Source organism: Peribacillus sp. NPDC097675, assembly GCF_050277655.1.
GTDB lineage: Bacteria > Bacillota > Bacilli > Bacillales > DSM-1321 > Peribacillus.
The window spans coordinates 416662-431469 of the sequence record NZ_JBNNSK010000001.1 but is presented as its reverse complement, the minus strand read 5'-3'; the positions used below and the strand labels follow the sequence as shown (position 1 = coordinate 431469).

15 protein-coding genes are annotated in these 14808 nt (G+C 39.6%); all 15 read right to left on the bottom strand.

What is annotated here, in order from left to right; translation table 11 throughout:
- Window positions 1–97: 97 nt before the first annotated feature.
- The gene (gene recN, locus ACQKL5_RS02140) at window positions 98–1813 is read right to left on the bottom strand and encodes a DNA repair protein RecN (protein ID WP_427606371.1); all 1716 of its coding nucleotides are present in this window, start codon (window positions 1811–1813) and stop codon (window positions 98–100) included.
- Window positions 1814–1835: 22 nt separating this feature from the next.
- Window positions 1836–2285, bottom strand: a complete 450-nt coding sequence (gene ahrC / locus ACQKL5_RS02135; protein WP_427606370.1) for a transcriptional regulator AhrC/ArgR — start codon at window positions 2283–2285, stop codon at window positions 1836–1838.
- 339 nt (window positions 2286–2624) lie between these two features.
- A complete protein-coding gene (locus tag ACQKL5_RS02130) occupies window positions 2625–3452 on the bottom strand; it encodes a TlyA family RNA methyltransferase (RefSeq protein WP_427606369.1) in 828 nt (275 codons plus the stop codon).
- A 4-nt stretch (window positions 3453–3456) separates the two neighbouring features.
- Window positions 3457–5349 (bottom strand): 1-deoxy-D-xylulose-5-phosphate synthase, encoded by a 1893-nt coding sequence (gene dxs / locus ACQKL5_RS02125; protein WP_427606368.1) that lies wholly within the window; start codon window positions 5347–5349, stop codon window positions 3457–3459.
- Window positions 5350–5593: 244 nt separating this feature from the next.
- Window positions 5594–6487 (bottom strand): polyprenyl synthetase family protein, encoded by an 894-nt coding sequence (locus tag ACQKL5_RS02120; protein WP_427606367.1) that lies wholly within the window; start codon window positions 6485–6487, stop codon window positions 5594–5596.
- Between the two features lies 1 nt (window position 6488).
- A complete protein-coding gene (locus ACQKL5_RS02115; protein WP_427606366.1) occupies window positions 6489–6722 on the bottom strand; it encodes an exodeoxyribonuclease VII small subunit in 234 nt (77 codons plus the stop codon).
- Window positions 6719–8071: an exodeoxyribonuclease VII large subunit gene (gene xseA, locus ACQKL5_RS02110; protein WP_427606365.1), complete on the bottom strand. Its 1353-nt coding sequence runs from the start codon at window positions 8069–8071 to the stop codon at window positions 6719–6721. Before xseA ends, ACQKL5_RS02115 begins: the two co-directional genes overlap by 4 nt.
- 149 nt (window positions 8072–8220) lie before the next feature.
- The gene (gene folD, locus ACQKL5_RS02105; RefSeq protein WP_427606364.1) at window positions 8221–9096 is read right to left on the bottom strand and encodes a bifunctional methylenetetrahydrofolate dehydrogenase/methenyltetrahydrofolate cyclohydrolase FolD; all 876 of its coding nucleotides are present in this window, start codon (window positions 9094–9096) and stop codon (window positions 8221–8223) included.
- Window positions 9097–9161: 65 nt separating this feature from the next.
- Window positions 9162–9554, bottom strand: coding sequence for a transcription antitermination factor NusB (gene nusB / locus ACQKL5_RS02100; RefSeq protein WP_427606363.1), 393 nt, complete (start codon window positions 9552–9554; stop codon window positions 9162–9164).
- A 461-nt stretch (window positions 9555–10015) separates the two neighbouring features.
- Window positions 10016–10429 (bottom strand): Asp23/Gls24 family envelope stress response protein, encoded by a 414-nt coding sequence (locus ACQKL5_RS02095; RefSeq protein ID WP_427606362.1) that lies wholly within the window; start codon window positions 10427–10429, stop codon window positions 10016–10018.
- A gap of 29 nt (window positions 10430–10458) precedes the next feature.
- Complete coding sequence (accC, locus tag ACQKL5_RS02090; RefSeq protein WP_427606361.1) at window positions 10459–11811, bottom strand: acetyl-CoA carboxylase biotin carboxylase subunit; 1353 nt, start codon at window positions 11809–11811, stop codon at window positions 10459–10461.
- Window positions 11812–11825: 14 nt separating this feature from the next.
- Complete coding sequence (gene accB, locus ACQKL5_RS02085) at window positions 11826–12311, bottom strand: acetyl-CoA carboxylase biotin carboxyl carrier protein (protein ID WP_427606360.1); 486 nt, start codon at window positions 12309–12311, stop codon at window positions 11826–11828.
- A gap of 596 nt (window positions 12312–12907) precedes the next feature.
- Window positions 12908–13489 carry a SpoIIIAH-like family protein gene (locus ACQKL5_RS02080; protein WP_427606359.1) on the bottom strand — a complete coding sequence of 194 codons (582 nt, stop codon included), beginning with the start codon at window positions 13487–13489 and terminating at the stop codon, window positions 12908–12910.
- A 14-nt stretch (window positions 13490–13503) separates the two neighbouring features.
- Window positions 13504–14175, bottom strand: coding sequence for a stage III sporulation protein AG (spoIIIAG, locus tag ACQKL5_RS02075; RefSeq protein WP_427606358.1), 672 nt, complete (start codon window positions 14173–14175; stop codon window positions 13504–13506).
- Between the two features lie 4 nt (window positions 14176–14179).
- Entirely contained in the window at window positions 14180–14794 is a 615-nt protein-coding gene (gene spoIIIAF / locus ACQKL5_RS02070) for a stage III sporulation protein AF (protein ID WP_427606357.1), read from the bottom strand.
- Window positions 14795–14808 lie beyond the last annotated feature (14 nt).

The following is a 14808-nucleotide window of genomic DNA, read 5'->3' as shown; positions in this document are numbered from 1 at the left end:
CATTTATAACAGCAGAGCAAAATAAAAGCTATCCGTTTTTGGATAGCTTTACAATGAATGCTTATGATAAGTTGTAGATATCTTCTTACAAGAAACATCAGGAAGTAATTTTAAGCTTTTTAGCAAGTTGAATCAATTCATTGGCATGTTGCCTTGTTAAGTCCGTTATTTCCACACCGGATATCATCCTGCCAATTTCTCGTATCTTTTCTGCTTCTATCAGGGGTTTAACCGAAGTATTGGTTCGACCAGCCTTAACATTCTTTGCAATGAATAGGTGAGTGTCCGCCATGGCCGCAACCTGCGGCAAATGCGAAATACAAAGTACTTGGGAACCTATAGCCACTTTATAAATTTTTTCGGCAATGGATTGGGCTACCCGACCACTTACACCTGTGTCGACCTCATCAAATATAATAGAAGTAATTCCTTGATGCTTGGAGAAAATGCTTTTCAATGCCAGCATAATTCGTGATAACTCTCCGCCCGAAGCGATCTTTGACAACGGTTTTAACGGTTCTCCGGGATTGGTTGATATGTAGAACTCCATGATATCCAGACCAGAATGATTTATCCCACGTTCCGATAATTCATCAAATGTATAGGCTGTTTGAATAAAATGTGGTTCGAATATCGTTTTTTCCATATATAAATCTTTTAGTTCCTGGTGAATGTTCTTCGTTAGCTGCTGGGCGTATTTTTGACGAAGCTCAGACAAATTTTTCGCTTCAATAATTAAATCGGCCTTAATCGATTTAAGTTCTTTTTCAAGCTTCAAGATATGGCTCTCCCGATTTTGCAACTTTTCAATTTCTTCTTCGATTCCGGCACCATATTCCAATATTTCTTCGATGCTTCGCCCGTATTTTCGCTTCAATTGATTGATTTCATTTAGGCGGCTTTCAATGAACTCCACCCGTTCTGTATCAAAATCCAGGGAGTCTAACTGATCTCTAATAGTAGAGACCGCTTCTTCCAGAAGGAAATAACTATTCGAAACGGTTTCCGAGCTCTTTTTTAACGATTCGTCAAGACTTGCCGCTTCTTCCATATTACTCATGGCAACCGACAACCAATCAAATGCATGTTGCTCTCCATTTAAGGCATTATAACTAGTTTGTAGCGCCTCATGAATTTTTTCGAAATTGTTAATCTTTTTACGTTCTTCCATCAATTCTTCATCTTCATGAAGCTTTAAATCAGCTTTTTGGATTTCGTCGGATTGAAACTGGATTAAATCTAATCGATGGACCATTTGCTGTTCATTTTGGCTTAGGTTATTTAGCTGTTTGTACGTAACTTCGTAATTTTTATATAGCTTTTGATATTCCATAAGGGCAGCCGCAATTTTTTCTCCGCCAAACTGATCCAGTAAAGGAAGATGAAGTCGTTCATCCATTAACTCCTGATGTTCATGCTGTCCATGAATATCAATTAGAGTGCGCCCAATTTCACGCAATATGGCAATCGTGACTAACTTCCCGTTTACCCTGCATACGCTTTTTCCACTAAGCGAAATGTCCCTTCTCAGAATTGCCATTCCATCATTCATGTCTATTCCGAATTCTTTGGCTTTTTCAAAAACCGGATGTTTATCATCTTCAATTTGAAACAAGCCCTCTATCTCTGCCTTCGATTCACCGTGGCGTATAAATTCTGCCGAACCACGCCCTCCAACCAATAAATGGACGGCATCTATGATAATTGATTTCCCTGCACCAGTTTCACCCGTTAATACTGTCAACCCTGTTTCAAACGAAACGGACAGGCTATCAATAATCGCAAAGTTTCTTATCGAAAGTTCTGTTAACAATCAGAATCACCTCATCAAAATATTAGAGCATGTCCAAGAATTTGCCGGATATGATCTTTGCTTCTTCATCGGAGCGACAAATGATTAAACAAGTATCATCACCACCGATGGTTCCGAGTATCTCTGGCCAATTTAAGTTATCAATTAAGGCACAAATTGCTTGGGCATTTCCTGGTAGCATTTTCATGACAAGTAAATTATTTGCTGCATCAATGCGAACAAAAGCATCGACCAGCATTCTTTTTAATTTCTGTAATGGATTAAAGCGTTGGTCGGCTGGTAAGCTATATTTATATCTGCCATCCGATAGTGGAATCTTTACAAGATGGAGCTCTTTAATATCTCGTGAAACGGTAGCTTGTGTAACATTGTAACCGGCATTTTTAAGTTCTTCCACTAAATCATCTTGTGTTTCAATATCATTATTCGTAATAATTTCTCGGATTTTTATATGACGCTGTCCTTTATTCATAAGTAGAAGCACCTCTCAACTGTTGCTCATTTTAATAATCTACGTTGGTAGCTCTAGTAAGCTTTCCTTGTATGTAATCGCTCGGATTTTTCCTAATCTTCATAAATGTTCTTCCAATACAAATGGATTGTTGAAGATAGAGGCTAATATTAATGTTAGCGGATTTTTATACAATTGTACAACTTTTTCTTTACTGCACCGTTTTTCACGATTATTTTGTTCCAAAACTTTCTTAGCATACTTTTGTATATTTCTTTGATTTTCTATCTCCCCATGTTTTCAAGTTAAAAAAAGCTCCTTTAGCTAACCATTCAGCCAAGGAGCCATGCATAGATCAATCTATTCTTTTTTAAATTGAGCATGGGCTTCTCCAACGATGTCATCCACCGTTTTGGAGAGCAGTATATCTCCCACGTTCTTTGAACCTTCCCAAAATAAATGAAGCAGGAATTCAATATTGCCATCTCCACCAGTAATAGGTGAGAAGGAGGCATTTTTAATATCATATCCTTCCGCTTTTGCAAAGGAAATAATCTTATTCAACACTTCTTTATGGATTTTAGGTTCCCGGACAATCCCTTTTTTACCGACTTGGCCCTTACCAGCCTCGAATTGAGGTTTTACAAGTGCCACGACGTCGCTTTTTGAAACAAGCAAGGTCTTTAAGACAGGTAAAATCAAAGTGAGCGAGATGAAAGACACATCGATGCTTGAAAAATTAGGCATCTGCCCATCAAGATCAGCAGGTGTGACATAGCGGAAATTAGTCCGTTCCATCACCTTAACCCGCTCATCTTGTCTTAGCTTCCATGCGAGCTGATTATAGCCAACATCAAGAGCATATGACATGATGGCGCCATTTTGCAAAGCACAATCGGTAAAGCCCCCAGTGGATGAACCAATATCCAGAAGGATTTTCCCATCCACGTGCAAATCAAATTCTTTTAACGCCTTTTCAAGTTTAAGTCCACCTCTCGATACATAAGGCATCACTTTCCCTTTAATCGTCAATTCAAGATCTACCGGCACTTTTTCACCCGGTTTTTCATATCTTTCTTCATTTGCATAGACAAGTCCTGCCATGACCATTCGTTTTGCTTTTTCACGTGTATCGGCCAGTCCTTGTTCTACCAATAAAACATCTAATCTTTCTTTCGCTACCTTCATATTGTCAAGCCCTTTTTTCTTTTTTTGGCGTTATCATTTTTATCTTCTTCATAACGGTATCAGTATTCAAGCCAATTTCATCCAGTAACTCGTTGACACTCCCATGTTCAATGAAATAGTCTGGTATACCCATACGGTCAATGATTGCCCCATAGAAACCTTGATCATGTGCATACTCAAGCACCGAACTACCAAATCCCCCTTGAAGAATTGCTTCTTCAATTGTAAGCAGTGGCATCTTTTCACCAAGTAAACTACTAAGCATTTTTTCATCAAGAGGCTTTATGAAACGAGCATTGATAACTTTAACGGAGTAATCCTCTTTTTCAAGTTTGGCTGCTGCTTCAAGAGCCATAGGAATGGTTGTACCAAATGTTAAGATGGCAGCATCCGTGCCCTCTTTCAAGACTTCCCAAGAACCGATAGGAATTTGTTGTAATTCAGTGTCCATGACAACACCAAGTCCATTTCCACGTGGAAAACGCATAGCTATGGGACCATCGTTATAGTGTATGGCTGTATTGACCATATGCTGACCTTCGTTTTCATCTTTCGGCATCATCAATACGATATTAGGGATATGGCGTAAGAAAGCAATATCGAATACACCCTGATGCGTTTCCCCATCAGAACCGACAAGTCCCGCCCTGTCAATTCCAATAAAGACATTTAAATTTTGACGGCAGATATCATGTACCACTTGGTCATACGCTCTCTGTAAGAAAGTAGAATAAATGGCCAAAAACGGTTTCATTTTCTGTGTAGCCAATCCAGCTGCAAAAGTAGCCGCATGCTGCTCAGCAATTCCGACATCATAGAAACGCTCAGGGAATTCCTTCGCAAAACCTACTAACTTCGATCCAACAGGCATTGCAGGTGTTATCGCTACTATACGTTCGTCCTCCCGTGCAAGCTTACGTACAGTTTCACTTACTAACGAACTCCAAGCCGGACCTTTAGTAGGGGATTTAACAAAGTCACCTGTTTCCACTTGGTAAGGACCTGTCCCATGCCAATTGCCGGTCGTATCCAACTCGGCAGGCGAGTATCCTTTTCCTTTTTTGGTGATTACATGCAGAAGGACCGGACCCTTTGTTTTCTTGGCAAATCTCAAGTTTTCTAGCAGTTCTTCATAATTATGGCCATCTACTGGTCCAAGATAAGTAAAACCTAGTTCCTCGAAAAACATGCCAGAGACCAACAAGTATTTCATACTGTCCTTCAAACGTTCGGCTGTTGCTGCCAGCTTCCCACCAACGGCAGGGATTTTCTTCAAGAACATTTCCAATTCATCTTTTGCCCAATTGTATTTCCCTGCAGTCCTTAATCTACCCAGTACCGAATGTAAAGCGCCTACATTAGGAGCGATGGACATTTCATTATCATTCAAGATAACAATCATGTCCTTCTTTTCATCACCGATATGGTTCAGAGCTTCTAGAGCCATCCCCCCTGTAAGGGCGCCATCGCCAATTACAGGTAAGATGAAACTTTTTTCTCCCTTGATATCGCGAGCTGCAGCCATCCCCATCGCAGCAGAAAGGGAAGTCGAGCTATGGCCCGTTTCCCATACATCATGAGGACTTTCAACCATTTTAGGAAAGCCACAAAGACCTTTATATTTCTTTAAGGTATCAAACTCCCCAGCTCTTCCTGTTAAAATTTTATGAACATAGGATTGATGACCAACATCCCATAAAATCTTATCGTACGGACTATCGAATTCTTTATGAAGCGCTATTGTCAACTCTACTACGCCTAAATTGGGACCAATATGCCCACCTGTTACCGATAATTTTTCCACAAGGAATTTACGAATATCCTTACTCAATTCGACAAGCTCTTCATTATTCATATTCTTCAAAAATGAAGGGTCTTTTATAGATAGAAGATCCAAACAGGACCACTCACTTTCTGTCATTTCCGGTTATAAGCATAATCAAAGCCTAAAAGCGACTATATAAAAGGCTTGACCGAAAAATTCTTTTTAAGTTAAAAATAGCCGCCAACACCCAGGTGATTTCGGCGGCTTATTGTACCTATTTTATCACGTATCGTCATTTATAAAGTCATTTTTGTTTGCATAAATTTTCACAATGAGTATACCATAAAACTTTGTTCGTTAACAAATTTAGTAGCGCTCAATGATCTCGGTTCGCAATTAGATTGGTCAATTCATTCAACAGCCCAGTTTGTAAATTCGTTTCCGATAAGGAATGATGCGCTAAGTGAATATGCTGATTCAGCTTATCCTTTGCTCCCTGAAGCGTCAACAATGATGGATATGTGCTTTTATGATTGGCCGTGTCACTGCCGACTGGCTTGCCTATTACCTCAACTGAACCTTCAATATCAAGAATATCATCCCGAATTTGAAAAGCAAGTCCCAGGTGATATGCAAAGTCACGTAAATGTTGTCGTTGATTTGGATTGGCTCCGGCTAAAATCGCACCAGAAAGGATGCTTGCCTCCAATAGTTTTCCCGTTTTATGTTCATGAATATACTCCATCTCATTAAGGGTCAACTGCTTGTCTTCACCTTCCATATCAGCTACTTGTCCACCAACCATCCCTTCGGCACCTGCAGACTTTGCAATTTCACTTATTAACTCCAACTTCATTTCAGCACTTACTTCAGGATCCGCTATATCGGCTATCAATTGGAAGCTATAGGTAAGCAGCGCATCACCTGCAAGGACTGCGACCGCTTCACCGAACACTTTATGATTGGTCGGTTTCCCGCGTCGAAGATCATCATCATCCATCGCTGGTAAGTCATCATGAATCAAGGAATATGTATGAATCATTTCAAGTGCCGCTGCTGCTGGTATCCCCAATCTCATATCTTTGCCGAATGCTGCCAATACCGAGAAGACCAATAAAGGACGGATACGTTTCCCCCCTGCCTCCAAGGAATAGGACATAGCTTCTTTAACACTTGCAGGAGCATTCAATTTCTGTACATATTCAACGACTTCTTTTTCTATTAGAGCTTTATACTCTTTTGAAAAGGTATCAAAGGTTGCTGTACTCATATTATTCTTCCTCCTGCACAGCAAAGGTTTCCAGTTCCCCATCTTCGCGTAAAATTTGCGTCAATTGATCCTCGACCGTTTTTAACTTGGTATGGCATAGTCTTGATAAATCCATACCTTGTTTATAAATGGAAATGGCTTTTTCCAGTGGAACGTCTCCTTCTTCCAATTGTTCGACTATTTTCTCTAGGTTTTCCATTGCTTCTTCAAATGTAAAGTCCTGTTTGTCCGTCATGGCTCAATCCGCTCCTTTATTTCGGTTATCTCACATTCAAGTGTTCCATCTTTGATTGAAACAGCTATCTTATCCCCAGTCGATACTTGCTGTGTACTCTTAATCAGCTTCTCATCTTCGGTAAAAACAAGCCCATAACCCCGCTCCATGATTTTGAGGGGACTTAAGGCCGACAAGGTAGCTGTCAATGAAACGAATTGCTGTGATTTTTGGCGATAAATCGCTTCCATTGTCTTACGCAATGTTCTTTCGTACTGCTGTAAGTCTTCTTTTGAAGTCTTGACGATTTGTTCAGGATGCTGTTTTTTCAGAATGTCAGTCATCTGATTCAAATCATCCCTCTTTTTCATGAAATATCGCGTGCTCGTTTTTCCTAATCTCTCTGTCGCTCTGTCTAGCTGTTCAAGTTTTTGTTCATACATTTTATGAGGATAACGGAAGGCATAAGACCTTTCGAGCCTACTCAAATGCGTACGTTCGGAATTCACTTTCTCCTGAATGGAGCGTGTCAAACGATTCTTACGGTTCATCAACCTTTCCAATATTTCATTTAAATGGGGAACTGCAAGCTCTGCTGCCCCCGTAGGAGTTGGCGCCCGCATGTCCGCAACAAAGTCAGCTATCGTGAAATCAGTCTCATGTCCCACCGCAGAAATAATCGGGATATCCGAATCGTAAATCGATTCTGCTACTATTTCTTCATTGAACGCCCATAGCTCCTCTATGGAACCACCGCCCCTTCCAACAATCAGCACGTCGGATTCGGCCCTTGCATTTGCCAGTGAGATGGCCTGTGCAATTGATTTAGCTGCATTGTTCCCTTGAACAAGAGCAGGATAAATAATGATTCTAGTTATTGGATAGCGTCGCTTGATCGTCGTTATTATATCCCTTAAGGCTGCCCCTGTCGGTGAGGTAATAACCCCCACTGATTTGGGGTATTTCGGAATGGCCTTTTTATGTTTAGGCAAGAATAATCCTGCATCTTCCAACTTTTTCTTTAACTGTTCATAGGCGATGTATAGGTCCCCTACACCGTCTGGAGCCATACTTTTGACATACAACTGATACTGTCCGCTTGCTTCATATAGGGAAATATCTCCCCTTACCAGCACTTTCATTCCATTTTCAGGAAGAAATTTCATCCCTTTGTTACTAGCCGCAAACATGACAGCAAGCAGACGGGCTTTCTCGTCTTTTAAAGTAAAGTACATATGCCCACTTGTATGCTGTTTAAAATTGGATATTTCTCCTTTTATGTATGCATTTTGCAAATGTGGATCCACATCGAACTTTCTTTTAATATATTTCGTCAATGCCGACACACTTAAATATTGTTGGTCGCTCATCTTTTATCTCCTTCCGACAGAATCGGACATAAAGGAAGCTAGCCTATAAAGCAGACTTATACTTCCCAGTAATCTTAATATAGAAAGAAGCGGTCTCTTGTTATTATAAAACAAGAGGTCCGCTTCTTTAAAATAATTTGGCGTTTTTTTTAACTTTTCATTGCTTGTTTATCCAAGTTAAGTGTTTTCTGAGCAGATTTAACAGTATTCTTCATGAGCATAGTAATCGTCATTGGCCCTACTCCTTTTGGTACAGGAGTTATGTAAGAAGCTTTATTTTTCACATCTTCGAACGAAACATCACCACAAAGCTTACCTTCGTCATTTCTGTTCATGCCAACATCAATTACAACGGCACCTTCTTTAATGTGGGAACTAGTGATTGTATCTCTTTTCCCAACAGCTACCACTACAACATCAGCCTGTTTCGTATAGTAAGCAAGATCGTTCGTCTTAGAATGACAATATGTAACCGTTGCATTCGCATTTAAAAACAGCTGTCCTGCTGGTTTACCTACGATATTACTTCTTCCTACGATGACTACATGCTTTCCTTCAAGCTTATAGTTGATATGTTCAAGCATGATCATGATTCCATAAGGCGTGCACGGTAAAAAAGCGTCCTGTCCCGTCATCATCCTGCCGATATTGATTGGGTGAAACCCATCAACATCCTTCTCAGGTGATATCGCTTCAATAATCGCTTTTTCCTGAATATGTCCAGGTAATGGCAGCTGCACCAAAATTCCATGAATGCTGTCATCCTGGTTTAATTCCTCGATGTTTCGTATCAAATCCTGCTGTGTTAAATCTGCAGGTTGTTTAATTAAAACAGAATGCATGCCTAAATCTTCACAGGCTTTTTGTTTGTTTCGCACATAGGTTTGTGAAGCTTGATTGTCACCAACTAATATAACGGCCAAACCTGGCACGACATTCTTTTCACGTAATTGTTGGACTTCCTTGCTAATTTCCTGTCTTACGGCCTCTGCAATTTCTTTACCATTAATGATTTGAGCTGACATGATCGTTCCTCCCAAGTTAATTTTTGCTAAAGAAATTGCGGAGACTTATCAGTATCTAAACAGCCTTAGTTGCCGATTTTTTCTTTGATTTTGGATAAAACGGCATTCACAAAGCTGCTTGATTGGTCATCACCGAATTTCTTAGCAATTTCAATAGCTTCATTCATCGCAACACTTACCGGAACATCCTCACTATAGACCATTTCATAAACTGCGATTCGCAGTAGATTTCGATCGATATTCGCTAGTCTTTCAAGTGTCCAGTTTTCCAAATTCTCTCTGATCATTCCATCAATTTGTTCACGTTGTTCCGCGATCCCTGTAACTAATGTTTCAAAATATTCGTCAGTAGGTGCGCCATTCAGCACACTTTCCATAGCTTCTTCCGGCTCTGACTTGGCAATATCTATTTGGTATAGTGCTTGAAGGGATTTTTCACGGGCTACTCTTCTTTTCATAATCTTACTCCTTTGACATCTACTATTATATATGAAAATGCTAGTACAGACGAACATTAATTAACAAATCATCGAAAATATTAAGCTTTTTATTAAATTTTCCTCTTAATTAATCGATTTCCCACTAATACAAAGGCCAAAAGACTCTTAATTACGTGAACTCAACTCTATTCATCGTGAGTATTCACGTTATATATTCTATATATACTCTTTTGTTCAACAGAAAGTTATATTTTTCGAAACTGTCAAAAGCTCTTGCCTAGCTTTCATGATCATATTTCATCTTTTACACTCTAACAGAAAACGCCCGTAAATTAAAGGGAAACTTCCATACACCGCCTTATTATGTTCGTATTACAGAAAATTATTAGAGGTGGATGAATCTCATTAAATAAGGACCTTAAAAACAAAAACCCGACACATAGTCGGGTTTTTGCAGGTTAGAGTTAGAATGATTCCGATTACACTTCTTGCTCGTAATCCGCTTCCTGTTTTGCATTTTCGAAAGCTATTCCTACCACATGAATATTCACTTCACCAGCGTCAATAGCGGTCATATTTAATAACGCCTCACGAATGTTGTCTTGAACTTCCTGTGCAATTTTCGGAATAGAAACACCAAATTTCATGACACAATAAAGATCGACTTTAATTGCCTCTCCTGTTAAGTCTACCTTAACGCCTTTACCGTGGTTCTTCTTGCCAAGCTTTTCGACTACACCCGTAGCAAAATTCCCACGCATATGTGCTACACCTTCAACCTCTGATGCAGCTATACCTGCGATAACCTCTATAACCTCAGGTGCAATCTCCACTTTACCAAGTCCACTATTGTATTCATCCATTTCGAGTAACTTGCCTTCCAATTCACTCATTCTAAAAGCACCTCCTGTCTTCCTTTACATTATGAGTTCATTACATCATATATTTCAAGGAATTTGGTATTGAATTCTCCAGAAACAAATTGTTCGTGCTGAAGTAACTTAATATGGAAAGGAATCGTGGTCTTAATTCCTTCAATGACAAACTCGCCCAAAGCACGCTTCATTTTTTCAATTGCTTCTTCTCTTGTCGGTGCATGGACAATTAATTTAGCAATCATGGAATCGTAATATGGTGGTATCGTATACCCTGGATATGCTGCAGAATCAACACGGACTCCATAGCCACCAGGAGGTAGATACATCTGAATTTTGCCTGCGGAAGGCATAAAATTCTTTTCAGGATTTTCTGCATTGATCCGGCATTCCATTGACCAGCCGTTAAAGCTGACATCTTCTTGTGAAAGGGAAAGCTTTTCACCAGAAGCAACCCTGATTTGTTCTTTGATCAAATCGACACCTGTGACCATTTCCGTAACAGGGTGTTCCACTTGTATACGTGTATTCATTTCCATAAAATAGTATTTTCTATTCACATAGTCATAAATAAATTCTACCGTACCTGCGCCAGAATAATTAACAGCAAGCGCAGCCGTAACGGCCGCCTGTCCCATTTCCGCACGAGTCTCGCCATCAAGTGCCGGAGATGGAGTTTCTTCTACAAGCTTTTGCAGACGTCTTTGAACGGAGCAGTCACGCTCGCCTAAATGTATGGCATTCCCGTGGTTATCAGCCATTACCTGGATTTCGACGTGACGGAAATCTTCGATATACTTTTCAATATATACACCCGGGTTGCCGAAGGCCGTTGCTGCTTCCTGCTGGGTTATGTTAATGCCTTTAACGAGCTCTTCTTCCGTTCTCGCTACTCGGATACCTTTACCCCCACCACCGGCAGTGGCTTTAATAATGACTGGGTAGCCCATTTCATTGGCAAGAGAAACACCTTCGTCCGTATCTTTAATGATTCCCTTAGAACCAGGTACGATTGGGACACCGGCTTTACGCATGGTTTCCCTTGCCACGTCCTTCGTTCCCATTTTATTTATGGCTTCAGGACTAGGTCCTATGAATATAATATTACATTCACGGCATAGTTCTGCAAAATTAGCATTTTCAGCAAGGAAACCATAGCCAGGATGAATCGCATCCGAACCTGTTTTCTTGGCTGTACTGATGATGTTCGTCGTATTCAAATAGCTATCTTTTGATAACTTAGGTCCTATGCAGTATGCCTCATCAGCAATTTGCACATGCAACGCTTCCTTGTCGGCTTCCGAATAAACCGCTACGGTTTCAATACCAAGTTCTTTGCAAGCCCTAATAATCCTGACTGCAATTTCACCGCGATTGGCAATTAATACCTTCTTAATCATTTAGAAACAGCTCCTCATTCAGGCTTCACTAAAAATAATGGTTGACCATATTCTACAAGTTGGCCTTCTTTTACAAGTATTTCAACAACTTCCCCGTTAACTTCTGCTTCGATTTCATTAAACAGTTTCATAGCTTCAACGATGCAGACAATTTTATCCGTTGAAACTTTGGAGCCTACTTTCACATAAGCATCAGCATCTGGAGATGGGGATTGGTAGAACGTTCCCACCATTGGGGAAGTAATTTTATGTAAGTTCTCTTGCTCATTTACAGGTGTTGCTGGCGTTTCCGCTACCTTTGTTGCTGGCTGTGCAGTGGGTGCAGGTTTAACTTCGGCCGCTTTAACTTGAACGACTTCTTGAGCAGGAGCTGGATAAGCTACTGTACCTACCTCTGTTTTCTTTAATTTAATTTTCGTTCCTTCATTTTCATAAACGAATTCACCAATGTCGGATTGATCGACTAGCTTAATAATTTCACGAATTTCTTGGACCTTCATTTTAGGCACCCCTTGTCTAATTTAATGGAAATTTGAGACAATTTAATGTGTATATGTAACTTTTACCATGTGTTGTATGGCTCTTGCGATCTCTTTGCATTGATGCAGCTTTCTAATAATACATCGAGATATTTACATATTTCCCTGTATTATAACAGAATATTAAACTTCTCAAAAATATTGTCTTGCAGGATGTTTTATACCTTTTAATACCTGCTTCTAATATCATACAATATTAGCTTGTAAATATTCAATGATAGATTAGTTGCGACTTGGTATTTACACTTCTATATTACACTTTTATCATAAGATTGTGAATTTTTTAAAATTACTTTATTAGGATAATCTCTATTTCATGGCTGATTAAACCATAAAAATCACTGGTTTTATCCTTATTTATTACTTTTATGGAATAAAGGAGGGCGTAAGGAAGGTGAGTATTATCACCCCTCTCTCTCTCCTTCTCTTGGATCCACCTAATTGTCAAAATCATTTATTTTCCAAAAAAAAGGGCCTTTTCTACTAAAGAAAAGGCCTTTTGCGTATATTCATTCCCTTTTGAACTGTTGTGTATCAGTTCCCACTAACATTATAAATTATTTTTCGGGTTGAAAATTCACGACTACATTTTCTGCATTTTCCACCTCTTTACGTACAAGGCGAATGATGTTATTAGCTTCTGTTTTCGTTTGTTTATCCGCTTTAACGCTAACCTTTACATCCGTTCCATCTACGCGAACAAGCGCTGCATTGTAATCCATTGCTACGATTAAGTTTTCAATGATATTTTCCTTCACTTTCGTCTCGCTTAATTGTTCAATTTTAGCATAGGCTTCATCTCTTTCTTCAGCCGATAGATCTGTATCACCCATTTTAACCGTTAATTCTTCATTCAATTTGGCACGCTCATCCTCAATTTGCATTCTTAATGCTTCAAATTCATCACCGGATGCAATGGTGACAGACGAACCAGCTTCGTCTGTAGAAGTCTTCTTGTCTTTATCCTTCGCTTTGTCTTCTTTACTTTCAGTTTTACTTTCGATTTTATTTTCTTTTTGTTCTTCCGTTGCAGTCAAATCAGCTGCATTTTGCTCTGGAGCTGTTAAATAATAGACCGAAAGTACCACCACTAGACTCAACATCGTCAATAACCAAACCGTTTGTTTTTTTAATAACATGTGCGTTTTCCCCCTTATTTTTTAGGCATGACAGAAACCCGGTGACTTGGCACATCCAGCGAACGTGTTACAGCTTCGACAATCCATTTCTTAATTTGTATGTTTTCTGCCCCTTTGGCTACAACGAGTACCCCGCGTACGTTGGGCTTTTGGGTTTCGGAAATGATTGGTCCCTCTTTTTCCCCATTTTTAATCAGGACAAGCTGTTCATCTACGGAGGTGTCTTCGACCGTTCTTTTTCCGCCTTCTTGGTCGGTTTCTTGAGTGACTTGTTTTTGAGTGGTTTTGTTTCTTTCATAGACTTTTTTCTCGGAAGCATCCACATAGATTACGACTTTTACATCATCTACACCTGAGATGGATTCTAACGCTTCCTTCATCTCATTTTGAAGGTAAACTTCATAATCTTTTGTCGATTTGAAATCGCCCTGATTTTTTTGCCCAAACGTTTCTACATCCTCTTTATCCTGCTTATCACTACTGAATACTGCTTTATCATCCATAATCTTCCCAGTTTGGTCACTAGTGTTCAAAAGATTTCCGGCCATCATGATTCCCACACCCAAAAGGACAACAACTAAGGCATAGACATACATTGGCGGTTTTTTATCTTTTGGATCTTTTTGGTCCGAATCTTTATTCAATAGTTTGTTTAGCCAGGATAATGGACCCTTTTCTTTATCCATGTTTTTAGTCACTCCTCTCCCCGGCGATTTCAATGATCTCTTCATCTACAGACCAGCTTGTTGCCAGAAACTTCTTGACGGCTTCGAAATTCACATGAGTGGAAGAAGTCTCCTCCCCCGTGTTAATATCCACCTTCGCCACCGTCTCTATCGCGGAAGTTGAGCCTTCTTTTTCTGCCTCCTCCAAAGAAATATTGATATGTTGCAATTCTTCTAAGCTTGGACTTTCTTTATTGATGACATCTACATCAATCGAACTGATTTTCACTTTATAATCCTCTATCAACTCCTCTTCTACTTCTGTCTGTAGCTCAACAGCCATTTGTTCTAAAATATATGCACCTTGGGTAGCTTGTATTTCTTTTTTCTTCATTTCTGTTAAATTTCCTAAATCTTTTTTATTTTTATTTTCAAATTCACTTGTCACAGTAGTAAGGATCTTTTCAAAATCGGTATGAAATAACCCCAAGATTGGAGTGAGAATAATGGCTATCAATAACAACCCGATGACCATTTTCGCATATTTTTGCAGTGCGGAACTTGGAAGAAGCATATCAATCACGGTTGCCAGCAATACAAAAACGATAATATTTGTTATCCAACCAGCTAAAAAGCTCACTCACACTTCATCCT

What these genes read in the sequence shown, in the direction of transcription:
- ahrC (WP_427606370.1), bottom strand. Translation starts at nt 2,285, where the DNA reads ATGAATAAAGGACAGCGTCATATAAAAATCCGAGAAATTATTACGAAT.
- ACQKL5_RS02130 (WP_427606369.1), bottom strand. Translation starts at nt 3,452, where the DNA reads ATGAAGGTAGCGAAAGAAAGATTAGATGTTTTATTGGTAGAACAAGGA.
- ACQKL5_RS02120 (WP_427606367.1), bottom strand. Translation starts at nt 6,487, where the DNA reads ATGAGTACAGCAACCTTTGATACCTTTTCAAAAGAGTATAAAGCTCTA.
- ACQKL5_RS02115 (WP_427606366.1), bottom strand. Translation starts at nt 6,722, where the DNA reads ATGACGGACAAACAGGACTTTACATTTGAAGAAGCAATGGAAAACCTA.
- xseA (WP_427606365.1), bottom strand. Translation starts at nt 8,071, where the DNA reads ATGAGCGACCAACAATATTTAAGTGTGTCGGCATTGACGAAATATATT.
- folD (WP_427606364.1), bottom strand. Translation starts at nt 9,096, where the DNA reads ATGTCAGCTCAAATCATTAATGGTAAAGAAATTGCAGAGGCCGTAAGA.
- nusB (WP_427606363.1), bottom strand. Translation starts at nt 9,554, where the DNA reads ATGAAAAGAAGAGTAGCCCGTGAAAAATCCCTTCAAGCACTATACCAA.
- ACQKL5_RS02095 (WP_427606362.1), bottom strand. Translation starts at nt 10,429, where the DNA reads ATGAGTGAATTGGAAGGCAAGTTACTCGAAATGGATGAATACAATAGT.
- accC (WP_427606361.1), bottom strand. Translation starts at nt 11,811, where the DNA reads ATGATTAAGAAGGTATTAATTGCCAATCGCGGTGAAATTGCAGTCAGG.
- accB (WP_427606360.1), bottom strand. Translation starts at nt 12,311, where the DNA reads ATGAAGGTCCAAGAAATTCGTGAAATTATTAAGCTAGTCGATCAATCC.
- ACQKL5_RS02080 (WP_427606359.1), bottom strand. Translation starts at nt 13,489, where the DNA reads ATGTTATTAAAAAAACAAACGGTTTGGTTATTGACGATGTTGAGTCTA.
- spoIIIAG (WP_427606358.1), bottom strand. Translation starts at nt 14,175, where the DNA reads ATGGATAAAGAAAAGGGTCCATTATCCTGGCTAAACAAACTATTGAAT.